The organism is Acinetobacter calcoaceticus DSM 30006 = CIP 81.8 (assembly GCF_000368965.1).
In the GTDB taxonomy this organism is placed as follows: Bacteria; Pseudomonadota; Gammaproteobacteria; order Pseudomonadales; family Moraxellaceae; genus Acinetobacter; species Acinetobacter calcoaceticus.
On sequence record NZ_KB849780.1, the window covers coordinates 2501313 to 2524535 of the forward strand.

The 23223-nt window shown below is 41.5% G+C and carries 21 protein-coding genes; 3 read left to right on the top strand and 18 right to left on the bottom strand.

Going from position 1 to position 23223, the window contains the following annotated elements:
• Positions 1-83: 83 nt before the first annotated feature.
• From F936_RS16720 to F936_RS16745, 6 genes are all read right to left on the bottom strand, one after another.
• Complete coding sequence (locus F936_RS16720; RefSeq protein ID WP_005049105.1) at positions 84-1109, bottom strand: enoyl-CoA hydratase/isomerase family protein; 1026 nt, start codon at positions 1107-1109, stop codon at positions 84-86.
• Positions 1110-1121: 12 nt separating this feature from the next.
• Positions 1122-1895, bottom strand: a complete 774-nt coding sequence (locus tag F936_RS16725) for an enoyl-CoA hydratase (protein ID WP_003655631.1) — start codon at positions 1893-1895, stop codon at positions 1122-1124.
• 21 nt (positions 1896-1916) lie between these two features.
• On the bottom strand, positions 1917-3044 hold the full coding sequence (locus F936_RS16730) for an acyl-CoA dehydrogenase family protein (protein ID WP_003655633.1): 1128 nt from the start codon (positions 3042-3044) through the stop codon (positions 1917-1919).
• Between the two features lie 11 nt (positions 3045-3055).
• The gene (locus tag F936_RS16735; RefSeq protein ID WP_005049109.1) at positions 3056-4705 is read right to left on the bottom strand and encodes an AMP-binding protein; all 1650 of its coding nucleotides are present in this window, start codon (positions 4703-4705) and stop codon (positions 3056-3058) included.
• 77 nt (positions 4706-4782) lie between these two features.
• Positions 4783-5673 (bottom strand): 3-hydroxyisobutyrate dehydrogenase, encoded by an 891-nt coding sequence (gene mmsB, locus F936_RS16740; protein ID WP_005049112.1) that lies wholly within the window; start codon positions 5671-5673, stop codon positions 4783-4785.
• An 11-nt stretch (positions 5674-5684) separates the two neighbouring features.
• Positions 5685-7202, bottom strand: coding sequence for a CoA-acylating methylmalonate-semialdehyde dehydrogenase (locus F936_RS16745; RefSeq protein WP_005049114.1), 1518 nt, complete (start codon positions 7200-7202; stop codon positions 5685-5687).
• 166 nt (positions 7203-7368) lie between these two features.
• Here F936_RS16745 and F936_RS16750 point away from each other — a divergent pair, with 166 nt between their 5' ends.
• Complete coding sequence (locus F936_RS16750) at positions 7369-8250, top strand: LysR family transcriptional regulator (protein ID WP_005049117.1); 882 nt, start codon at positions 7369-7371, stop codon at positions 8248-8250.
• Between the two features lie 57 nt (positions 8251-8307).
• Here F936_RS16750 and F936_RS16755 read toward each other — a convergent pair whose 3' ends face one another.
• The 5 genes from F936_RS16755 to F936_RS16775 all read right to left on the bottom strand — a co-directional run bounded on the left by F936_RS16755 (position 8308) and on the right by F936_RS16775 (position 14475).
• Entirely contained in the window at positions 8308-9741 is a 1434-nt protein-coding gene (locus tag F936_RS16755; protein WP_003655645.1) for an amino acid permease, read from the bottom strand.
• A gap of 372 nt (positions 9742-10113) precedes the next feature.
• The gene (locus F936_RS16760) at positions 10114-11553 is read right to left on the bottom strand and encodes an amino acid permease (RefSeq protein WP_005049120.1); all 1440 of its coding nucleotides are present in this window, start codon (positions 11551-11553) and stop codon (positions 10114-10116) included.
• Between the two features lie 162 nt (positions 11554-11715).
• Entirely contained in the window at positions 11716-12075 is a 360-nt protein-coding gene (locus tag F936_RS16765) for a RidA family protein (protein WP_003655648.1), read from the bottom strand.
• Positions 12076-12085: 10 nt separating this feature from the next.
• Entirely contained in the window at positions 12086-13189 is a 1104-nt protein-coding gene (alr, locus tag F936_RS16770; protein ID WP_005049123.1) for an alanine racemase, read from the bottom strand.
• Between the two features lie 20 nt (positions 13190-13209).
• The gene (locus tag F936_RS16775) at positions 13210-14475 is read right to left on the bottom strand and encodes a D-amino acid dehydrogenase (RefSeq protein ID WP_005049125.1); all 1266 of its coding nucleotides are present in this window, start codon (positions 14473-14475) and stop codon (positions 13210-13212) included.
• Positions 14476-14611: 136 nt separating this feature from the next.
• Between F936_RS16775 and F936_RS16780 the strand changes: the two genes are divergently transcribed.
• Entirely contained in the window at positions 14612-15079 is a 468-nt protein-coding gene (locus tag F936_RS16780) for an Lrp/AsnC ligand binding domain-containing protein (RefSeq protein WP_003655656.1), read from the top strand.
• A gap of 41 nt (positions 15080-15120) precedes the next feature.
• On the opposite strand, the gene F936_RS16785 is transcribed toward F936_RS16780, so the two are convergent.
• Positions 15121-16266 (bottom strand): acetyltransferase domain-containing protein, encoded by a 1146-nt coding sequence (locus tag F936_RS16785; RefSeq protein WP_005049128.1) that lies wholly within the window; start codon positions 16264-16266, stop codon positions 15121-15123.
• A gap of 74 nt (positions 16267-16340) precedes the next feature.
• Between F936_RS16785 and F936_RS16790 the strand changes: the two genes are divergently transcribed.
• Complete coding sequence (locus tag F936_RS16790; RefSeq protein WP_005049131.1) at positions 16341-18431, top strand: TonB-dependent siderophore receptor; 2091 nt, start codon at positions 16341-16343, stop codon at positions 18429-18431.
• Between the two features lie 45 nt (positions 18432-18476).
• Here F936_RS16790 and F936_RS16795 read toward each other — a convergent pair whose 3' ends face one another.
• The 6 genes from F936_RS16795 to F936_RS16820 all read right to left on the bottom strand — a co-directional run bounded on the left by F936_RS16795 (position 18477) and on the right by F936_RS16820 (position 23141).
• Positions 18477-18854, bottom strand: coding sequence for a nuclear transport factor 2 family protein (locus F936_RS16795; protein ID WP_005049133.1), 378 nt, complete (start codon positions 18852-18854; stop codon positions 18477-18479).
• A 28-nt stretch (positions 18855-18882) separates the two neighbouring features.
• Entirely contained in the window at positions 18883-19266 is a 384-nt protein-coding gene (locus F936_RS16800) for a ribonuclease E inhibitor RraB (RefSeq protein WP_003655664.1), read from the bottom strand.
• 127 nt (positions 19267-19393) lie between these two features.
• Entirely contained in the window at positions 19394-20059 is a 666-nt protein-coding gene (locus F936_RS16805; RefSeq protein WP_016801754.1) for an RluA family pseudouridine synthase, read from the bottom strand.
• A 111-nt stretch (positions 20060-20170) separates the two neighbouring features.
• A complete protein-coding gene (locus F936_RS16810; RefSeq protein WP_003655668.1) occupies positions 20171-20872 on the bottom strand; it encodes a DUF1003 domain-containing protein in 702 nt (233 codons plus the stop codon).
• Positions 20873-20949: 77 nt separating this feature from the next.
• Positions 20950-21453, bottom strand: a complete 504-nt coding sequence (locus tag F936_RS16815) for a DUF2867 domain-containing protein (RefSeq protein WP_005049139.1) — start codon at positions 21451-21453, stop codon at positions 20950-20952.
• A gap of 488 nt (positions 21454-21941) precedes the next feature.
• A complete protein-coding gene (locus tag F936_RS16820) occupies positions 21942-23141 on the bottom strand; it encodes an MFS transporter (RefSeq protein ID WP_005049142.1) in 1200 nt (399 codons plus the stop codon).
• Positions 23142-23223: the final 82 nt, after the last annotated feature.

Sequence of the window (23223 nt, forward strand, 5' to 3'; positions counted from 1 at the left end):
TATGCTTATGACCAGCCCTGACCATAAGCATTTTCAGGTCTCGCTTTATCTCCTTAAGCTTTTTATATTGTTGTAATGCGGGCTTAGCTTAGCTTTTCTAAAATTTGCTCTAGCTCCGGATTACGTTCTTGCCACTGTGGTTGTTTATCTTTATCGACAATGAGTGCACGAACGCCCTCAATAAAGTCACCATGCTCAAACCAGATATCCTGTAAATCACGCTCAAGTTGCATACATTGCGGCAAAGAAAGCCCACGGCCTAAATGTTGCAGCTTCAAACTCGTTTGTTTGGCAATAAATGAACGTTGCTGCAAAATGCTGAGCATCTTGCTAGTCCAAGTTTTTAAGCTTTCATCTTTTTCATTTTCAAGACTTTGTTCAATTTCATCTAAATGCTGAAAACCGAAATGTTTACGAATACCTTCCGCCAATTGTTTTAATTCACTTTCGGCAGGACGAGTAATAAATCGAGTAATGATCTGCTCAATTCCTTCTTTACTTAAACTTGGCGTATCAACAAGTGCTTCTTGCAATGCTTGTAACTGCTCGCTTGGCACATGGTAGTCAATTAAATCGAGATAGAGTGCATCGCTACTGCTGATCTGCTCACCCGTAATTGCCATATAAACGCCGATATCATCAAGTCGAGACAGGAAGTGTGTTGCTCCAACGTCTGGGAAAAAACCAATGGCAGTTTCAGGCATGGCAAATCTAGACTTTTCACTGCTCACGACAATATGACAAGCCTGAGCTAAACCAAAACCACCACCTAACACATAGCCATCAAGCACAACGCTGACTGGCTTTTCATATTCACGCAGCGTGGTCAGCATTTTATATTCGGCACTAAAATAGCCTTTATAGTCAGCCGTGCCATTTTTATAACTGTCGTAAAGATAGCGAATATCTCCACCTGCACAGAAAGCCTTTGGACTATTTGACTTAATTAATACTGCCTGAACAGCAACATCATTTCGCCACAGTTCCAATTGGGCACCAATACCTTCAATCATATCTAGTGACAATGCATTGAGATGAGTCACACGGTCTAGAGTAATAATGCCCAACTTACCTTGCTGCTCAATCATTAAGTGATTTTCTGTATTCATTTTATTGATCTCTTATTGATTTTTAAAATTTGGCTGGCGTTTTTCAACGAAAGCCTGCATTCCTTCTTTTTGATCAGATGTCGCAAAAATTGAATGGAACATACGTCGCTCAAAGCGTAAACCTTCTGTGAGATTCACTTCATAAGCTCGGTTAATGGTTTCTTTGAGCATCATGTTTGCAGTTAAAGATCGTGCTGCAATTTTTTCTGCGGCTTGCAGGGTTTGTTCAAGTAATTCTTCTTTACTAAAAACACGTGCAACCAGCCCACTTTGCTCTGCCTCTACTGCGCCCATTTGTCGCGCGGTAAAGCACATTTCCATTGCTTTGGCTTTACCAATCGCATGAGTTAAACGCTGTGTACCACCAATACCCGGAATTACGCCTAAAGTAACTTCGGGTAAGCCAAACTTGGCATTGTCAGCACAATAGATAAAGTCACACATGAGCGCTAATTCACAGCCGCCGCCCAACGCATAACCACTGACTGCTGCAATTAAAGGTTTACGGCGCTGTGCGATACGGTCGGCAAGATGGAAAAAGTCATCAAAATAAATATCTGGAAATGCCAAATCAGCCATTTCTTTAATGTCTGCACCTGCGGCAAAAGCTTTTTCAGAACCTGCCAATACCATGCAACCAATTTCGCGGTCTTTTTCGAGCTGATCTAATGCCTGATTAATTTCACTAATTAATTCACTGTTTAAAGCATTGAGCGCTTGAGGGCGATTTAATGTAATCAGTCCAACCCCATTACGCTTTTCTAATAAAATACTTTGCCACTGCATGATTTATTCCTTGTTCTGGTTTTATAGACTACGTGCGATGACTAAACGTTGAATATCGCTCGTGCCTTCGTAAATTTGACAAATTCTGGCATCACGATAAATGCGCTCAATCGGAAAGTCTTTCAAATAGCCATAGCCACCAAACACTTGTAAGGCGCTCGAACACACTCGCTCCGTCATTTCCGAAGCAAATAGCTTAGCCATTGAAGCTTCATTTAGACACGGTTGGCCTGCTTCTTTTAAACGTGCAGCGTAGTGAACAAGTTGTCTGGCAGCTTCAATTTCGGTTGCCATACTAGCAAGGCGAAACGCGATAGCTTGATGCTCAAAAATCGGTTTGCCAAAAGTAATACGCTCTTTGGCATAGCGAGTTGCTTCTTCGAGCGCCGCACGTGCCAGACCCACTGCCTGCGCGGCAATGCCGATACGACCACCTTCTAAATTGGCAAGTGCAATTTTTAAACCTTCGCCTTCTTTGCCAAGCATGAGACTTTTATGAATGCGCACATCAGTCAGAGCAATCTGGCAAGTATCGGATGCGTGCAGGCCTAGTTTTTCTTCAACACGAATCACTTCGTAACCCGGTGTATCGCGTGGGACTAAAAATGCGCTAATGCCCTTTTTACCTGCGCTAGGGTCGGTCACTGCAAACACAATAATTACGCCTGCATTGTTGCCAGAGGTAATAAACTGCTTGGCGCCATTTAAAATGTAATCATCGCCATCTTTAACCGCACGAGTTTTAAGTGCCGCTGCGTCTGAGCCTGTATGCGGTTCAGTTAAGGCAAAAGCACCGATCATTTCACCTTGCGCCAAAGGCTTTAAGAAACGCTCTTTTTGCTCATCGGTACCAAATTTTAAAATAGGCACACAGCCAACCGAGTTATGTACACTCATGATGGTTGAGGTCGCACCATCTGCTGCTGCGACTTCTTCGAGTGCCAATACATAGGCTAAATTACCCGTGTCTGAACCGCCCCATTGCTCTGAAACAAGCATGCCCATAAAACCAAGTTGCCCCATTTGAGCCAAGGTTTCCTTTGGGAAGGTCCCATCTCGATCCCAATCACTGGCATTGGGCTTAATTTGTTCTTGGGCGAAACTTTTCGCCATATCACGAATGAGTAATTGTTCTTCGGTAAATTGCATTGTTATTTCCTTTACCCTGCTTTAGCTTGTTGTTTAGCAATTTCTTGATTACGCAATAAAAAGCGCTGAATTTTACCACTTGGAGTTTTAGGTAATTCACTCACAAATTCAACTAAACGTGGGTAAGCATGTGCAGAAAGTCGTCTTTTAACAAATTGGCTAAGTTGTTCAGCAAGCGCATCTGAGGGTTGAGCATCGGCAGCTAAAATCACGAATGCTTTAACGACTTCGGTACGATCTGGGTCAGGCACACCAATCACTGCTGCTTCAATGACAGCATCATGTTCGAGTAAGGCACTTTCCACATCAAAAGGTCCAATGCGATAACCCGATGTCGTGATCACATCATCACTGCGTCCAACAAAGCTCATGCTGCCATCGGGATGTAACTCGGCAGTGTCTCCAGTTAAGTAGTAATGCCCTACAAAAGGTGATTTGCGGCTTTCTTTATAGCCACTGAACCACATCATTGGAGACTGGCTAATATCCACCGCTAAAATTCCTGGTGTATCTGCAGGCAGTTCTTCACCCTGTTCATTAACAATCGCAACACGATAGCCCGGACTTGGGAAACCTGCTGAACCGGCATGAATTTCATGTTTTAAACCATGATGATTACACACCACCATGCCCACTTCGGTTTGTCCGTAGTGATCATAAATCGGAGCATCTAAGACTTGTTTAAACCAGCGAATTACTTCTGGGTTAAGCGGCTCACCTGCACTGCTAACGACACGGAATAGCCCTTTTAACGGCGCCATTTGTGCTGGATCAGCCGCCATCATCATACGGTAGGCCGTCGGTGCACCTGCCAAATTGTTAATTTTATAATCTTTCACAATTTGACATAGGCTATCTGTGCTGAAACCACCTTCATAGAACAAAGTAGCGTGGCCTAAAAATAACGGCCCAGTAATCGCATAGTACAGACCATAAGCCCAACCCGGATCGGCAATATTCCAAAACGAATCTTCTTCGGTTAAACCAATGGCATCTTGCATATATCGACCAACGGCAATCAATGCTTTTAACGGCACTTCCAAAGGTTTCGCTGGCCCTGTAGTGCCTGAAGTAAACATCAATAAAAATGGATCTTGGATGCTACGCATGACCAAATCGCATTGATCAGACTGCTGCTTAACTTCATTCCAGAAATTAAAATCATCTGCTTTGAGCGGAGTACCTTGCACATCGGCAACCGTCACAATTGGAGGGCAATTCTCAATTTCATCAAGCTTACTGCGGTTACCTACATCGGTCACCACCAACTTGCTTTGTGCAAGCTGAATACGGTGCTCAATCGCCTTTGGACCAAACGCAGTAAATAGTGGCTGGTAAACAGCACCAATTCGCCAAGCTGCAAAAATGGTCACGATCAGTTCAGGTGTTCTTGGTAATAAACCTGAAATACGGTCGCCTGCTTTCACACCTTGTGATTTTAAAAAGTTGGCAAACTGACTTGACCATTCTTTTAGTTCACGGAAGGTATACTGTTCTTTTCGGCCGTCTTTTCCTTGCCAATACAGCGCAATTTTGTCGCCATCTGCGTGTCGATCACAGCATTCATAACAAGCATTTAAAGCATCGAGTGAACCTGATAACATTTTTTTTGCAGTACTTTCCAAATCGAAAGCCTGTGCAGCATTTTGATAATCCATCATATCTTTTCCCTCAGTCCGGATTTGTTGTTATTCACGACAGGGTTTAATTGAGTTAAAGCCATCCTTTGGCTTTGCCGTTATGCCTCTTGAGGCAGGTATTGCTGAATAATGCTCGAAAAATCGAGATTGGCATTACCACGCATGCACATTTGCTGATAGAGCTGCTGCACCATACCACCGAGTAAAATCGGCTGTTTAACTTGACCTGCGGCCTCTACCGCAAGTCCTAAATCTTTCAACATCAGCTGAGTTGCAAAACCGTCTTGATAGCCTCGAGATGCTGGGGCATTTTCATTAATATGCGGCCATGGGTTACACACATCCGAGCTCCAGCAACGACCGCTTGAGCTATTAATGACACCTGCCAATGCTTGTGGGTCAATGCCTAGCTTCACACCGAGTGCCATACCTTCGGCAACGGCAGCCATTGAAATACCCAAGATGAGGTTATTGCAAATTTTGGCAATTTGGCCTGCACCGACCTCACCACAATGAACAATATTTTTGCCCATGTGGCTGAGCACAGGTTTCACTTCATTAAAAGTTTGCTCATCGGCACCCACCATAAAGGTTAAAGTTCCCGCTTGAGCACCAATGGTCCCACCAGAGACTGGCGCATCACAGATTTTAATATTTTTGCTATGTGCAACAGCAGTAATATCTTTAATGGTTTGCGGATCAATGGTACTGCTATCAATGCATAAGCTACCTGCTTTTAGCACTTCCAAGACACCATTTTCACCTAAGTAAACTTCTTTAACATGCTTTGCCGCAGGTAACATGGTAATGACCACATCAGCTTGTTTTGCTGCTGCCTGCGGGCTGTCGCATACTACGCCACCCGCCTCGGCGAAGTGCTGAATAGCAACTTCACTGAGGTCATAACCATAAACTTTGATTCCGGCTTTCAGTAGGTTATGGGCCATTCTGCCGCCCATATTCCCTAAACCGATAAAGGCGATATTCATCCGTGATCCCCTTAACGTAAACTAATGGTTGTGTTTACTGCACCAACCTCATGGCTGTCTTCAAACCAGCGACTGGTAATGGTTTTGGTTTGGGTATAGAACTGCACAGCTTGTTTGCCGTATGGTCCCAAATCACCAAGTTTTGAACCTCTTGAACCCGTAAAACTAAAGAAAGGCACTGGTACAGGAATTGGAATGTTGATACCAACTTGACCAATATCAATTAAGTTTTGGAAAGTACGTGCAATCGCACCGCTTTGCGTAAATAAGCCGACACCGTTACCAAATGGGTTGGCATTGATTAAAGCAATCGCTTCCTCAAGGGTGTCTACGCAAATAATTGAAAGTACAGGCCCAAAGACTTCTTCTTTATAAATACGCATGTCGGTATTTACGCCACTAAAAATCGTTGCGCCTACGAAGTTACCCGATTCATAGCCTTGAACTTGAACATCGCGACCATCGAGCAGTAACTCTGCACCTTGCTCAACACCGCTATTAATTAAATCAATCACACGCGCTTTGGCACGTTTTGAAATGACAGGGCCAATATCGGTATTCGGCTCATGGCCTGCATTCACTTTTAAGGTTTTCGCTTTTTCGACTAATTCTTGAATCCACTGCTTGCTTTCACCCACCATGACTGCAACCGACAATGCCATACAGCGCTGCCCTGCTGCACCAAACGCTGCGCCCACCAAGGCATTTAAGGTTTGTTCTTTATTGGCATCTGGCATGACAGCCACATGGTTTTTTGCACCCATCATCGACTGCACACGTTTGCCATGTTGCCCTGCAAGGTTATAAACATGCGTTCCAACCGCAGTTGAGCCAACAAATGAAATGGCTTTAATGTCTTTATGCGTACATAAACGATCAACAACTTCTTTACCACCATGCACAACGTTGAGCACACCTGCTGGAACACCTGCTTGAATCGCAAGTTCAACGAGCATCATGGTCGATAACGGGTCTTGTTCTGATGGTTTTAAAACAAAGGTATTGCCACAAACGATCGCCATTGGGAACATCCACAGTGGAATCATCGCTGGAAAGTTAAACGGCGTAATGCCGGCACACACACCCAAAGGTTGCTGCAAGGTATAAGTGTCTACACCACGTGCCACACCCTCGACATATTCACCCATTTGTAGAGTACCGATTGAACAAGCATGTTCAACCACTTCTAAACCACGTTGAATATCGCCTTCAGCATCTGCCAAGGTTTTGCCTTGTTCAGCCGTCAGTACTTGCGCAATTTCCTTCATGTTGGCACGAATCAAATCTTGCAGTTTAAGCATGATGCGCATACGTGCCTGAATTGGGGTTTGGCGCCAAGAAGCAAAAGCATCTTGTGCAGCTTGAATAGCAGCATCGACTTCTTGAACCGTTGCAAATGGTACACGACCAATCACTTCTTGAGTTGCAGGGTTAACAATGTCTTGCCATTCCTGTGTTTTAGATTCGATAAAGTTTCCGTTAATGAGTAATTTAGCGGTTTCCAATTCGATTTTTTGGATTGTGTTCATAACCTCTCCGTAGGCCATATTTTTATTGTGTTCAATTATTAGAAAATACTTTTTCGACGTATTTTCTTTATTTCAGTTTCAATTGAGACTAACAAAGAAATCTTTGACCACCAACGCAAATTCATGCACGATTGATGTGCAAATATGCACAGGGATTACAATAAAAATGAAAGTGGATTGGGATCATCTACATTTTTTTCTGGTTTTAGCTCGCACTAAAACTCTAACCAATGCTGCGCGTATTATTGGGGTAGAGCATAGTACGGTTGCAAGACGGATTCAGGCCCTAGAACTTGCTTTAGGTACAACACTCTTTAAGCGTGAAGCGACTGGTTATGAACTGACACTTGAAGGGATGGCACTTGTTCCTCGAGTTGAGCAAATGGAACAAGCTTTTTTACAAATTGAAAAACCACATCAACCTTTGCAAGGTCGTGTGCGAATTGGCACACCTGAAGGCTTTGGAACTGCGTTTTTAGCCCGCTTACTGGCTGAGTTCTCTATTCAGTATCCACTGCTTACCATCGACCTGATTCCAGTGCCGAAAATGATTAAGCTCTCACACCGTGAAGCAGATATTGTGGTGTCAATTGACCGCCCCACTTCTGGGCCATATATCATTACGCGCTTGTCTGACTATTGTTTAAAGATTTATGGTAGCCAAAACTATCTGACTCAGAACCCACCTATTCGCGGTTTAGAAGATTTAACCCAGCATCGCTTCGTGAATTATATTGATGATCTGGTCTATAGCCCCGAGCTGTACTGTTTAGAACGATTGCCCTTAAAGCTTAATGCCAACTTCCGTAGCAGCAGTATTTTGGCTCAACAAATTGCAGTAAGTGCTGGTGCAGGGCTTGCGATTTTGCCCAAGTTTTTGGCAGATGATAAACCGGAACTTGAAGAAGTGTTAGAGCAGCAAGTTCGCTTTACCCATACGTTCTGGATGTTGACCTTTGTTGATTTACAACATGAACCGCGCATCAAATTAGTTTGGGATTATCTACGCAAACAAGCCGATAAATATCAACATTTATTGGTTGATTAAAGAGTCTAAATAAAAAAGCCAATCATGATTGATTGGCTTTTTTAAAATTATTAATAATTAATCAAAAGTTTCTTGGCCTAGTTTTTTCATGCGCGGTTTATAAAACACATGATAGCTAACGCCTAAAACCACTAGCCATAATGGACTAACATATACCGCTTTTAAGGTATCTGGTTCTAATGCCAAAATCACTAAAGTGAACAAGAAAAATGCAATGACAACATACGCCATCAACACCCCACCCGGCATTTTAAAGGTCGATTTAGCATGTAACTCTGGACTCAACTTACGGTAACGTAAATAGCACGCCATGATCAGAAGCCATACGCTAATAAAGAGAATCACGCAGAGTGAACTTGCCAAAGTAAATGCTTCCATCGTATTTGGAACAAAGTACTGCAACACTGCCCCGCCCATAATGAAAATACATGAGAAGATTAAACCATTTGAAGGTACAGCACGTTTTGATAAACGCCCCAATGCACTTGGTGCCTGACCATCTTTCGACAAACCGAACAGCATACGACTGGTTGAAAACACACCGCTGTTCATTGAAGACATCACTGAAGACAGCACCACTAAGTTCATAATAATGGCAGAAACTGGAATACCTGCATTTAAGAATAACTCAACAAACGGGCTTTTATCTGCGCGAATGTGATCCCATGGTGTCACTGACATCACCACAAAGAGTGCTAAGACATAAAATAGAATAATACGAATTGGAATCGCGTTAATCGCTTTCGGTAGATTTTTCTCTGGATCTTTAGTTTCAGCCGCTGTTGTACCAATCAATTCAACGCCAATAAAGGCAAACACGGCAATCTGGAAACCTGCCAAAAATCCGCTTACGCCTTTTGGAAATATGCCGCCATGCGACCACACATTACTTACACTCACAACCTCGCCATGTGGAGCTTGAAAATGAGTGAGGATCATGTAACCACCGACTCCAATCAGGCCAATAATGGCCAAAATCTTAATGAGTGCAAACCAAAATTCAACTTCACCAAACAACTTCACCGTAAGAAGGTTAAGCCCTAAAACAAATAGTACACAGCCTGCACTAATCATAGCCTGTTGTATGGGAGAGAAACTGGCGCCTTCTGGTAACCAGAAACTTAAATAGTTAATGACGGCAGAAAGATCGGCAATACCCACTAACACCCAGCCTAACCAATAGGTCCAGCCTATATAGTAGCCAGCCCCTGGGCCGATTAAGTCGTATGCCATATCAACAAATGATTTGTAATGTAAGTTGGCAAGCAGTAGTTCACCCAATGCACGCATCAGAAAAAAGAACATGCCACCAATTAACATGTAAATCACGAGAATTGAAGGACCTGCGAGGGAGATTGTTTTGCCCGACCCCATAAATAAGCCGGTTCCAATTGCGCCGCCAATTGCAATCATTTGTAGATGGCGATTATTTAATTTCCGTTGTAAATGATCAGGGGAATTTGCCTCATCTGAATGATGAACCATTGTCATATTAGAAGTCCTTTTTATATTTTGCTTAATTTAAATCAGCAACCTATAGGGAGAAAAACGAACCGTATATCGTGGGTTGCTGAGTCTATACATCAGGACAAGATGTTCAAGTATATTTTTTCCTTAATTGATATATCGTTTGTCCAGATTTTTTTTAAGTCACATTATTTATGTACTGCCTTCACGGCAATTTTAATTAATCAATCTGGGTGCTCCAGATTAGCCGAAGTGTAGCATGCGATAATGCTATATGTACTTTTCCAATACCCCGAAAATCGCACTATTGACTCAAAAATAAACAATATTATTCCGATAAAAAACCGAATAAAAATAAAAAAAGCCAATCATAATTGATTGGCTTTTTATTAAAACTTAATGATCATTGACGAGTTCACGTCCTAGTTTTTTCATGCGTGGTTTATAGAGCACATGATAAGTGACGCCTAAAATAACCAACCATACTGGACTGACATATAGTGCTTTTAAAGTATCTGGCTCTAATGCCAAGATCACCAAAGTGAAAAGCATAAATGCCAGAACTATATAGCTCATCCAAACACCGCCCGGCATTTTAAAAGTTGATTTTTCATGTAACTCTGGACGTAATTTACGATAGCGTAAATAGCACACCATGATGAGACTCCACACACTAATGAATAGAATCACACAGAGTGAACTTGCCAAAGTAAATGCTTCCATTGTGTTTGGAACAAAGTACTGAAGTACCGCTCCACCCATAATGAAAATACATGAGAAAATCAAACCATTTGAAGGTACGGCACGTTTTGATAAACGGCCAAATGCGCCCGGTGCCTGACCATCTTTCGATAAACCGAATAGCATACGACTGGTTGAAAACACACCGCTATTCATTGAAGACATCACCGACGACAGCACCACCAAGTTCATGATGATTGCAGAAACCGGAATACCCGCATTTAAGAATAACTCAACAAACGGGCTTTTATCTGCGCGAATGTGATCCCACGGTGTTACTGACATCACAATAAACAGTGCCAATACATAGAACAAAATAATACGTATCGGAATCGCGTTAATTGCCTTCGGTAAATTCTTCTCTGGATCTTTAGTTTCAGCAGCCGTTGTACCTACAAGTTCAACCCCGACAAAAGCAAACACGGCAATCTGGAAACCAGCCAAGAAGCCTTCAGTACCTTTCGGGAATAAACCACCATGCGACCAAACATTACTCATGCTTGCTACAGCACCTTGAGGAGCTTGGAAATGGCTGAAAATCATGTAACCACCCACGCCAATTAGACCAATAATCGCCAAAATCTTGATAAGTGCAAACCAGAATTCGATTTCACCAAACAAACGTACTGTCAGTAGGTTAAGACCCATCACAAACAATACACAGCCAGCGCTAATCATGGCTTGTTGTGTTGGAGAAAAGCTCGCGCCATCGGGCAGCCAGAAACCTAAATAGTTGATGACCGCTGAAAGGTCCGCAATACCCACCAGCACCCAACCTAACCAATAGGTCCAGCCCAAATAATAACCAGCCCAAGGACCAATCAAGTCATGAGCCATATCAACAAAAGATTTGTAATGCAGATTTGCAAGGAGCAACTCGCCCATTGCACGCATTAAGAAAAAGAACATTCCTCCAATGATCATATAGATCAAAAGGATTGAAGGACCTGCGAGGGAGATAGTTTTACCCGAGCCCATAAATAGGCCGGTTCCAATCGCACCGCCAATTGCAATCAGTTGTAAATGACGGTTAGACAGTTTTCGTTGCAGATGATCAGGAGAATTTTCTGTATCTGAATGACGAGCCGTTGTCATATTAAAATTCCTTTTTGAATTCCTTTGTTAAGATCAGCAACCTATGGCGAAAATCGAACCGTATGCCACAGGTCACTGAATCTGTTCACCAAAAAATGACTGGTTAAACCGTATCTATCTTCCTTCTGTTAGATACATCATCATTTTTGGAGTAAAAACGAATTACTTTTGTGCTGCCGTCACGGCAATTTCAATGAGCCAGTCTGGATTAACCAAATCGGCCTGAATTGTGGCACGCGATGGAGCAACACACCCTTTTAACCAATCAACCCAAATTGCATTTACGGTTGAAAAGTCAGAAAGATTTTTCAAATAGAGCTGTGCAGAGAGCAAGCGAGATTTGTCGGTATCGGCAAGCGCCAAAAGTTCATCAATCGTTGCAAGAATTTCACGAGTTTGACCTGCCACATCTTGCTCGGTATTTTTAGGTACCTGACCTGACAAATAAACCACTTTGTTAAAAACAGTCACAGCGCTCATGACTTCATTGGTTTTGATCTTTTGTATATCTGAATTCGACATTCGGATTTCCTTATACCTGATTAATAAATTGAACACGGGCGGTGACAGCACACATCAGTTCATACCCCACCGTACCGGATGAAACTGCGACATCGTCAATAGGCAAAATAACGCCTGTACTTGATTGGCCCCAGAGCACCACTTCGCTGCCGACTTTGGCACTATCAATGCCAGTTAAGTCGACTGCCAACATATCCATGCTGACGCGGCCGATTGTACGAGTGCGTACAGAGTCCACTAAAACTGGAGTACCTGTCGGTGAAATTCGCTGATAACCATCGGCATAGCCACAAGCGACAATCCCAATCGTCATTGCTTGCTCTGCGACAAAGTTTGAGCCATAACCTACGCTTTCATTCGCATTTAAATGCTGAACGGAAATAATTTCACTGCGTAAACTCATGGTGGGTTGTAAACCCCAATCGGCAATACTATGCGTTGGATAGTCTGGCGAGCTGCCATAGAGCATGATGCCGCTACGTGCATAATCTGATTTGAGCTGGTCTTGATAACGCAGAATAGCTGCACTATTACTTACCGATCTTTCACCCGGTAAATCTTTAATAATGTCTTCAAAGGCAGTAATTTGATAATCAATACCCTGCTGACCGAAACGATCGCCATCCGCATCTGAAAAATGCATCATGTGCGTAATCTTGGAGACGTTTGCTAAATTATTTAAACGTTCCCATGCCTGAACATAGTGCTGTGGTTTAAAACCAAGACGGTTCATGCCACTGTTCATTTTTAGGCAAACATCAAATTTTGCTGGATAGGGATGCTTTTGAACCCACTCAATTTGCTCTTCACTGTGAATGGTGAAACTAAGCTGATACTTCACACAATCAAATAAGTCTTGAGGAGAAAAAATCCCTTCGAGCAACAGAATTGGACCTGTCCAACCTAAAGCACGAATTCGTTTTGCTTCATCAAGATCAAGCAACGCAAAGCCATCTGCTGCTTTAAACGCTTCATAGACACGTTCAATTCCATGTCCATAAGCATTGGCTTTTACAACGGCAAAGACCTTACTGTTTGGCATAGCCTTGCGTACCACCGCCAAGTTGTTTTGTAAGGCTTGACGGTGGATGACTGCGGTAATAGGACGAGGCATGATTAATTTCCTAACGTCCGTTATGCAGCATGCGCATGAGAATAGCGCTGAATTGAAAGACCATCTGTACTGATTTCAGTCTTATGATTCAATACGATGTCGCTGATTAATTTTCCTGAACCACACGCCATTGTCCAACCTAAAGTACCGTGGCCTGTATTCAAGAACAGATTTTTAAAGCGAGTCGCACCAATAATTGGGGTACTGTCTGGCGTCATTGGACGTAAACCGGTCCAGAAAGATGCCTGTGCCATATCACCGCCCGGGAACAAGTCCTGAGTCACCATTTGCAAGGTTGCACGGCGGTCTTCGTTCAGACCTAAGTTAAAGCCACTTAACTCAGCCATTCCACCTACACGAATACGTTGGTCAAAACGGGTAATCGCAATTTTGTAGGTTTCATCAAGCACCGTAGATTGCGGAGCAAAAGCAGGGTCAATAATTGGAATCGTTAACGAGTAACCTTTCACAGGATATACAGGTAACTGTAGATCGAGTGGTTTCAAGAAATCACGTGAATAACTACCAAACGCTAAAACATAACGATCTGCGGTTAAGACTTTGCCATTGACCTGAACGCCCTTAATTTCATCGCCTTCAACAATCAATTTTTCTACGTTCTGGTTGAACTGGAAGTTAACCCCCAGCTCTTTAGCAATTTGAGCTAAAGCATTAGTAAATAAATAACAGTCGCCTGTCTCATCATTTGGTAAATGCAAACCGCCAATAAGTTTATCTTGCGTATTTGCTAAAGCTGGCTCTACACGACCAAGCTCATTGCCATTTAATAATTCGTAACTTACGCCACACTCTTGTAGAACGCTAATGTCGCGTTGAACCGCTTCCATTTGCGCTTCTTTACGGAATAACTGCAAAGTGCCTTTCGCACGGTTTTCGTAGTTAATACCTGTATCTTTTCTTAATTCACGTAAGCAGTCACGGCTGTATTCAGCCACACGCATCATACGTTCTTTGTTAACAGCATAACTTTGTGGATTACAGTTTTTCAGCATTTGCGCCATCCACTGTAACTGCCACATGCTGCCATCTAAATTAATAGCAAGCGGTGCGTGGTGTTGGAACATCCACTTCACAGCTTTAAAAGGAATTCCTGGTGCTGCCCAAGGGGTTGAATACCCTGGCGAAATTTGACCTGCATTACCAAAACTTGTTTCTTCAGCAGGACCTGACTGACGATCAAGAACAGTGACCTCAGCTCCTTGTTGAGCTAGATAATAGGCACTTGCCACTCCGATAACGCCGCTACCTAATACAATTACGCGCATTTCTATTCCCTCACGCACACCAGTTTATTTAACTAGTATATTTCTGCTTAAATAGTTTATTTCACTGTTTTTCAGGCTATAATCTAGGTAAATATATGTATTTCTCGTGAGAATTTAAAAAAAAGAGGAAATATCTATGCGCCCCCTAGATCGTATAGATCGCATGATTCTGGATATTTTGCAGCGTGAAGGACGAATTGCGATCAGTGAGTTGGCATCGAGAGTCAACTTGTCGACCACCCCCTGTTCAGAGCGTGTCAAACGACTTGAACGCGATGGCATCATCATGGGTTACTTCGCACGGCTAAACCCAGCCTATGTGGACCGTAATCTGCTCGTTTTTTTAGAAATTAAGTTATCTGCCAAATCAGGCGATGTATTTGATCAGGTTGCCAGAGACTTAGTCGAGATTCCTGAAGTACTCGAATGTCATCTCATTTCAGGTGAGTTTGACTATCTTGTAAAAGCCCGATTAAAAGAAATGAGTGCCTACCGCCGCTTGTTAGGAGATCTGTTAAAGAAACTCCCCGCTTCGGCATCTTCACATAGTTATGTGGTGATGGAAGAAGTCAAAGAAACTCTATATCTAGATGTGAGTAAGTAAAGCGAGGCCACTATTGAACTCGCTTTACCCACATTTTAAAATTAGAAATATTTTAAAATCGAAATATGTTTATTTTGATGTTTGAATTTCGAGAACCACTTAACTGCCGGATAAAGTGCAAAAGACAACACAATCGTGATTAACCATAGCATCCATACATGGTCGACCGACAAATAATTTCCATGGTTGACGCCCCACATATTCACTGCAAACACATACATCAGTTTCAACACATATAAATGCAGTAAATAAAAGAACATAGGCACTGAGCCAAACACCACCAATGGTTTTAAAAATGAATATTGCTGCATACGTTCAAAAGCAATCAGCACAATTAAACCGATTCCAACATTCAGCAAAATAAATAATAAAGACGGTGGATACTTGGTAAGGTTAAAAAAGCTCATTAACGTCAGTTGTAATGACTCAAAATGCTGCCACGGCTGGTCACCATAGATATTGATAAAACGCAGTAAAACGAATAATCCAATACTAGCCAGACCGATACTCAATAAATAGCGGCTTCTTTGTTTTGAAGTATATTTTGAACTAAAGAATTGGCCTAAAACATAACCCAGCAAAATAACACCAATCCAAGGCAAAACAGGATAGCTTGTTCTGAGCTTTATACCTGCAAACTCAATCCAGCCACGCTCGTGTAAAACGAACCATATATTCTGTAAAAAAACATTTGTAAAATGCACAGAATCTAATAAGTTATGCCCAAAAATAATCACTAAAGCCGCGCCAGTAAGAACAGGCAACGGTAAACTCACGCAGCAAGCCAAAACCACCATGCTAATCCCAATCGCCCATATCACCTGCAAATAAATAACATCTGGTGGAAAAGTTGCTGTCCAAGCAAAGTTCACCAATGTCAGCTCTAACACAATTAAAAATAGACCACGCTTCAATAAAAATGCACAGGTTTGCTGTAAATCCTGCTTTTTTGAATGAAATAAAAAAGCCGAAATACCTGTTAAAAGAACAAAAACCGGAGCACAAATATGTGCCAATAACCGACTACCAAATAATGCAGGTTCAGTCGCTGTTACATCCATTGGATCTATGACCTGCTTATGCAAATAGAAAGTTTCTCTTACATGGTCGAGCAACATAATCAAGATGACCAAACCACGTAAGGCATCAATCGACTGTAAACGCTCAATATTTTTTTCTAAAGACATAGCGATAATCAATAAAATAATGTAACGTTATACTATTACATTTAATCCCTTTTGTCTTTCATGGCTGCTCATTTATGCAACACAAATTAGGTTTGTTGTCTTCCTTAGGTCTATCGTTTATATCGACACTCAGTTGGGGAGAAGAAACGTCAACGGTACTGGCAACCATACGCGTTCAGGCTGAAACTACCCAAGAAGATGTAAGTCAAAATAGTTCAGCGACTAAATTTTCTCATGATGTTTTGGACGTCCCTTTTAATCGTGCTTTTGTTTCTAAACAGGTGATGGAACAACAAGACGTTCAGCGCATTGATGATGCATTAACCTTAGTCAGTGGGGTTTTTCATCAGAATAATTATGGTGGTGGTTTTTGGGATAATTACTCTTTCCGTGGTTTTAGTGGTGATCCAAACTTAGGGGCAACCATGATTCGTAATGGTTTGAGTGTAAACCGAGGTGTTAATGCTCCTAAAGACATTGTAAATATTGACTCTTTAGAATTTTTAAAAGGGCCAATGGCTGCGCTATATGGCCGTGGTGAAACAGGTGGTTTGCTCAATCTAAATAGTAAAAAACCACAGTGGGAAAGCGAAAGTGAAATTAACTTACGCGCCAATAGCCAAGAACAATATCGAATGAGTCTGGAACATACCGCCCCGATTAACGATGAACTGGCCTATCGTTTAGCAGTGGCTCACGAAGATAATCAAAGCTTCCGTGATCATGTCAGCAGTGAACGCTGGTTCTTTTCGCCGCAGCTCACATGGAAAATTTCAGACCAGACTCAACTCGACTTTGATAGTGAATTTACTCAGCACAAAGGAACCTTTGACCGTGGGGTAAGCACCGTTAATCACCAGTTTGTAATGGACCCGAAAACCTTTACAGGCGAGCCTGACGATGGTGACATGAAGGTAAAAGATTACTTTTACCAGTTGCGTCTTAGTCACGAGTTTAATCCTGACTGGAAAATTAATAGTGCGGTCAGTTATAAAGATGCTCAAATGATCGGCTTTTCGACCGAACCACGACGCATACAAGCCGATGGTCGTACTTTAGAGCGTCAACGCCGCTATCGTGATTATCAAAGTGAAGATGTGCTAGCTCAAACAGAGTTACTCGGCAAAATTGATACATCTTGGGCCCGTCACGAAATTTTAGTTTCAACCGAGCTTGGTCAACTCGACTATCAACAATATCAGCTGCGTCGTAACCACAGCTCAGGCATGCCAAACACAATTGATATTTACCAACCTGAATATGGGAAATATTTACCAGATTTAGCGCCGTTCACCAACACCAAAGAACAGCAACGTTACTTTGCTCTTAATGTACAAGATCAAATCTTTTTTAATGATCAATGGAGTGTGTTATTCGGCAACCGTTTTGATCAGGTCGAACAAGACTTTAAAAATCACCTGACTCAGACCGAAAGCAACCAGACACTTCATCAAAATAGCCCACGCTTCGGAGTAAATTTTAAAGCCTCTGACCAATGGGCTTTTTATACGAACTATGGTCGTTCATTTGCCATGAATAGTGGTATGAATCGAAATGGACAAACCTTTGCTCCTGAAAAAGGCGAAAGCTATGAGGTTGGTACAAAATATAAAATAAATGACCAAAGTGTACTCAGCCTTGCTCTGTTTAAAATGAAAAAACAGAATGTACTAACCACAGATCCAATCGACAATGCATTCCAAACAGCCGCTGGTGAAGTTAGCAGTAAAGGGATTGAATTTGACTTCAATAGCCAAATCAATGACCACTGGCTCGTCAATGCCAACTATAGTTATACCGATGCTCAAATTGAAAAAGACCAAGACCTAGCAAAAGGTGCACGTCTGAGCAATGTGCCAAAACACCAAGGTGCTGTGAGCACCAATTATGAATTTCTGCAAGAAGGCACGAAAAAGGCAGGTGTAGGTGCCAACCTCACCTATGTCGGTGAGCGCAGTGGTCATAACATTGATAATGGATTTAACTTACCGAGTTATACGCTGGTCAATTTAAATGGCTACTATGCCCCATCCGACCGCTTACGTTATCAACTGAATGTAAGTAACTTGTTTGATAAAACTTACTATGTCTCAAGCTATAGCGATTTGTGGGTTCAACCAGGTGATCCACTCAATGCCTCAATTTCGGCACAGTGGAAATTTTAATTCATCCATAAAATAAAAAAGCCCGAATCATTTTCGGGCTTTTTATTAAAACATACCGTTTTCATTGATGAGTGGATCTGGCTGTATTTGCCCAATGTCCCAAAACTCAGCAATTTTTCCATTTTCGAAACGACAAATGTGAACTACTGCCAAGGTTGTTAACCCGTTCATTTGCATTTCAATTTTAGAATGCACAGCAACTAAATCATCATCTTCAATGACATGTTGAACTTCAAAGAATTTATTTGGAGTTTCAATTGCACTTTCACGCATTCCTTCCTTCAAAGAAGTTGCATCACCCGCATAATAAGGGTTGTGATGCTTGAAGTTAGGCACGGTGTAATTGCTATAGGCTTCATCGACTTCACCAGCAGCGGCAAGCTCTAAAAACCGTACAGCAATTTGTTTTTGAGATAAGTTCATGATTATCTCCTACCCGTTATTTTAGACCTTACTGTAACAGGTCATCTTCTTCATCTTCATCCTCATCGAAGACATAGGCCATGCAGCCCCACCCATCATATTCGCCCTGAAACTTTTCAGCGATGCTGGTAAACCATTGCTCTAAGTCAACAATATCTGAGTACTCTGGTTCCATGTTGACAAAGACCGTAATCACCCATTCATTTGGTTCAACAGAATCATCTTGAAAGAGTGAAACTTTTTGTTCTTGATAAAGTAAATAGAGCGCACATTGCTCTGCATTTTTCTGATCTTGAAAGGCGATAGAAAATTCAATTTCATGTAGATCGGTTAAATCATCCCCATCTTCAGCCATTTGCCAAAGTACATTGCCGTTATCATCGTCTGGAAATTGTTCGTAATCACGAGTCATAATATGATCCCTTGTTGTTGTTGCCGTATTAATATTATTCGGCATTAAGAATACCCGACTTTTATTGCAGTTTGGGTATATATTCCGTTCCCAATTGCATCAAATTAATTTTTTAATTATATAAATTTTAAAAAGGCACCTGCGATTCAATCACCACATCCGTTCCATTTAATGGATGGTGAAAAGCCAAATATGCGGCATGTAACGCCATACGGTTTAAGTGAAATTGCTTAGGTTCAGGGTGATATAACTTATCACCCATAATCGGATGTCCAATATGCATCATGTGTACACGTAGCTGATGCGAACGCCCTGTCACCGGCTCTAGTAAAACGCGGCTTTGATCGGTTTTTTCATCATATATGAGAGATTGAAATAAGGTTTTGGCATGTTTGCCCAACTCAAAATGCACGATTTGTCTCGGGCGATTTTCCCAATCGGTAATGAGTGGAACCTCGACGCTCCCCTCTTGATTTACTCGCCCTTGTACCAAGGCAATATAATGTTTTTTGACTGTTCTGGCCTGAAACATTTTACTTACCGCAACCTCTGCATCGCGATGCTTTGCAAACATAAGCAAACCCGAAGTCGCCATATCTAAACGATGCGTAACCTTAGCCAAAGGGAACTTTTCAAGTATGCGTAAATAGGCACTATCATGATGTTCAGGCAACCTCCCCATAACCGACAATAAGCCCGCTGGCTTATCAACCACGACCAAATCGTCATCTTCAAATAGGATTGAAAGCGGATCTTGTGGCGGAGCATAAACAAAGTGGTCGTTTAAAGGCATGGTCGTAGAAACAGCAAGGGAGCATGGCGGCAGATCATAAAGAAATTTCCGATTTACCGCAAAATATTCTATACAGCTCATCATGTTCCACGTGAAACTCAGATTCAGTTTTTACCGTTTTTTATTCATTTCAGATAAAAGATCGAGCTGGATTTCTTGAATATGTGCAAGTCTTTCCCATTGATGTGATAAAAGATGATCCATTTTTTCATGTAAATGGCGAATCTCAAGCTCAGCTTTTAAATTAATTTGATAGTCATGTTGAGCGCGTAACCGATCTTTTACCTCTTGGCGGTTTTGACTCATCATAATGACAGGTGCCTGAATTGCAGCTAAACAGGATAATACCAGATTAAGTAAAATAAATGGATAAGGATCAACTGGATGTACAACCATCACTACAGTATTTAAAATGATCCAAGCCACTAAAAATAGTCCAAAACAAGTTAAAAAGACCCAACTTCCGCCAAAAGAAGCTATTTTATCTGCTAGTTTTTCACCCAAAGTCCAATTCTGATCGAACTCTGTCTCTGTATTTCGACTAATCAGCTCGTGCCGTTGCATACTGCCAATCACTTCATTTTCTAAAGTTGTTAACTCGCCCTTTTCTGAACGTAATAGTGATTGCACATACTTAATACGGTAGTCCGCCAAATCAGCACGACAAATAAAGGTTGAAAAAGACCAATCCGGATAATCTTTCAAGATTTCTTCACCAATCACATCTCGAATAACTTCACCAGAGACCAGATCTTTTAAGGGAAAGCTCTTTCCACAAACGGCGCATTGGCGACACTGGTTTTTATTGTCCATTTATTCAGCTCGCAATTGATAATACGTATATTATATAAACGATTTCAATGGATAACATCGTAAATAAAAATAGTGCTCTAACCCAATATCTGTAAAGTGGCTGGTACTATTTTTCGGTGGGCAGGAATCACAGGCAACATGTACAGCCGCCCAAGTAAATTTTTAATATGGACTACTGTGGTCACGGTAAGAACTTGAGTCTCTTCATTTTTATAAATAGATAAAGTCACATTTAAATGTTTATCGTCATCGCCAACCACTAACTCATTCTCGGTACGCTGTAACAAGGTAAAAATTCCAATTTGATCACCAGCTACATATTCATTTTCTTTTTTATTCGAATCAATTTGCTTAAAACTTCCTAAATCTTTAAGCCCAATCTTTGAAGTAATTTTATTACGTAAATTCATACTCCATTCTATCCATTGAGGCGTGTGATGGAACAGTTTAATAAGCTGCCCAAATACATTCAGGTCGGGTTGGCCAAGCACAATACTCCACGAATCGTGGAAGTAAGCATTGTTCAATTGAGATGAGATTTGGCTGTCATGCGGCAAGGCAGAAAGATAAGGCTTATTCATAAATTATATTCTTGTAAAGTATCGTTTTTATTATAGAGAATTTTTTAGGGTGTCAAGGGAAAACATCTATGGTTTACTTCAACAATTATAACTTTGTAAGTTAGAACCTTATGCCTATAAACTTTTGATCTATAGCGTCCTAAGCCGAATCGAGACCTTTTGGGTGAGTACACACTAACGTTATACGTTTTGGTGCATGCTACTCTTTTCGATCCCTATCACACCCTTGAGATATAGTTTAGCCAGCACCCTGCGGGATTGTTTTTCTAAGAACAGCTAATTTTCATTATTTTTGGAAATTTTTACGCCATTAAGTAAATTAAAAAGAATTTATTCCCATTTCACCATAATTAGTTAAATTTAAATTCCACTTTATTTGTATTTTACGGTTTATTTTACCAAGTCATTAACTATTTTTTATAGCATTGCATCAAAATATAAAAATTAAATCACCCTTCACTTCTTCAGTCATGAAGGGCAAAAATCTTTTATGAAGATATAAAACCATGCTTACGAGCACTGTAAACAGTGCATAACGCGATGAGAGCAAACACCAGCATCATCCATGGAAAAGACGCTGCGCCAAGACTTTCAAGTAATCCCCCGCCAACCATTCCACCGAATGCGATAGCAAGGTTAAACATAGTGACCAGCATGGACTGTGCGACATCTGCTTCATGACCCGCAGTATTTGCTAAGGCTGTTTGTAATAATGTTGGAGCACCACCAAAAGTTACTCCCCACAGCACAACCCCAGTTATAACTACAAAACTCGAAGAGCTGTAAGCACCTAACAGTATTGTTGCGATAGCAAATACAAATAAGCTTAAAAGCGTTATTTTTCTTAATGATCGATCGATAAACATCCCTGTAATGAGAATGCCTACAATTGAAGAAATACCAAATATAAAAAGTATGGTCTCAACTTTGTATGCCTGCCCTGTCGAAGCCAAGAAAGGCGAAATATAAGTATAAAGAATGCTATGGGCTAGTATCCAAAGGAATACGACTGCTAAAACAGCTCTAATGCCGGGCATTAAAAGAACTTTTAAAATGGGCAACCTTTTTTGTGCTGACTGTCCTGCAAAATCAGGAATACAAAAACGAATCCAGACAAATAAAATCAATGCCAGTAAAGACATTATCCAAAATACGCCACGCCACTCAAACAGCGTTCCTAACCAAGCACCCAAAGGAACACCAATAGACAAAGCAATTGGCTGCCCAATCCCAGCAATTGCTAAAGCTCGACCTTGATAAGATGCTGGGACCATCCGTCTTACATAACCCGCTAAAAGCCCCCATATAACGCCCGCCGCCATACCTGCAATGAAACGAGCAATCAAAGTCAAAATATAATCATTTGATAAGGCAGTAATCGCATTAAATAAAAGTAACCCTGCAATCGCACTGAGTAACAAGGGTCTCCGATTCCAACTACGGGTAAAACTAATGAGAGGTATTGCCGCTAAAACCGAACCTAAGGCATACACTGCAATAAGCTGCCCTGCGTATGCCTCTGAAATATTTAGCCCTTGACTGATTTGGGGCAAAAGCCCTGCTGGCATGGTTTCTGTCATGATGGTCAGAAAACCTGCAACAGTAAAAGCCAACAGTTTCCAAATTGGTAATTGAGCAGAAAACTCATCGGTTAACTGATGAGATGTTTCATCACTCTTAATATTCATAAAGCTTTACTCTCAAATTCTTTTTCAGCGGACTTACCATGCTCTGCATAGCTATACGCTTGTTTTACAACGTTAGGATAAG

Coding starts and splice junctions, on each gene's coding strand:
- F936_RS16815 (WP_005049139.1), bottom strand. CDS start 21,453: ATGAATAAGCCTTATCTTTCTGCCTTGCCGCATGACAGCCAAATCTCA.
- F936_RS16725 (WP_003655631.1), bottom strand. CDS start 1,895: ATGCAGTGGCAAAGTATTTTATTAGAAAAGCGTAATGGGGTTGGACTG.
- F936_RS16755 (WP_003655645.1), bottom strand. CDS start 9,741: ATGACAATGGTTCATCATTCAGATGAGGCAAATTCCCCTGATCATTTA.
- F936_RS16745 (WP_005049114.1), bottom strand. CDS start 7,202: ATGAACACAATCCAAAAAATCGAATTGGAAACCGCTAAATTACTCATT.
- F936_RS16805 (WP_016801754.1), bottom strand. CDS start 20,059: ATGCCTTTAAACGACCACTTTGTTTATGCTCCGCCACAAGATCCGCTT.
- alr (WP_005049123.1), bottom strand. CDS start 13,189: ATGCCTCGTCCTATTACCGCAGTCATCCACCGTCAAGCCTTACAAAAC.
- F936_RS16735 (WP_005049109.1), bottom strand. CDS start 4,705: ATGATGGATTATCAAAATGCTGCACAGGCTTTCGATTTGGAAAGTACT.
- F936_RS16730 (WP_003655633.1), bottom strand. CDS start 3,044: ATGCAATTTACCGAAGAACAATTACTCATTCGTGATATGGCGAAAAGT.
- F936_RS16795 (WP_005049133.1), bottom strand. CDS start 18,854: ATGAACTTATCTCAAAAACAAATTGCTGTACGGTTTTTAGAGCTTGCC.
- F936_RS16760 (WP_005049120.1), bottom strand. CDS start 11,553: ATGACAACGGCTCGTCATTCAGATACAGAAAATTCTCCTGATCATCTG.
- F936_RS16720 (WP_005049105.1), bottom strand. CDS start 1,109: ATGAATACAGAAAATCACTTAATGATTGAGCAGCAAGGTAAGTTGGGC.
- F936_RS16800 (WP_003655664.1), bottom strand. CDS start 19,266: ATGACTCGTGATTACGAACAATTTCCAGACGATGATAACGGCAATGTA.
- F936_RS16775 (WP_005049125.1), bottom strand. CDS start 14,475: ATGCGCGTAATTGTATTAGGTAGCGGCGTTATCGGAGTGGCAAGTGCC.
- F936_RS16790 (WP_005049131.1), top strand. CDS start 16,341: ATGCAACACAAATTAGGTTTGTTGTCTTCCTTAGGTCTATCGTTTATA.
- F936_RS16785 (WP_005049128.1), bottom strand. CDS start 16,266: ATGTCTTTAGAAAAAAATATTGAGCGTTTACAGTCGATTGATGCCTTA.
- F936_RS16765 (WP_003655648.1), bottom strand. CDS start 12,075: ATGTCGAATTCAGATATACAAAAGATCAAAACCAATGAAGTCATGAGC.
- F936_RS16750 (WP_005049117.1), top strand. CDS start 7,369: ATGAAAGTGGATTGGGATCATCTACATTTTTTTCTGGTTTTAGCTCGC.
- F936_RS16820 (WP_005049142.1), bottom strand. CDS start 23,141: ATGAATATTAAGAGTGATGAAACATCTCATCAGTTAACCGATGAGTTT.
- F936_RS16810 (WP_003655668.1), bottom strand. CDS start 20,872: ATGGACAATAAAAACCAGTGTCGCCAATGCGCCGTTTGTGGAAAGAGC.
- mmsB (WP_005049112.1), bottom strand. CDS start 5,673: ATGAATATCGCCTTTATCGGTTTAGGGAATATGGGCGGCAGAATGGCC.
- F936_RS16780 (WP_003655656.1), top strand. CDS start 14,612: ATGCGCCCCCTAGATCGTATAGATCGCATGATTCTGGATATTTTGCAG.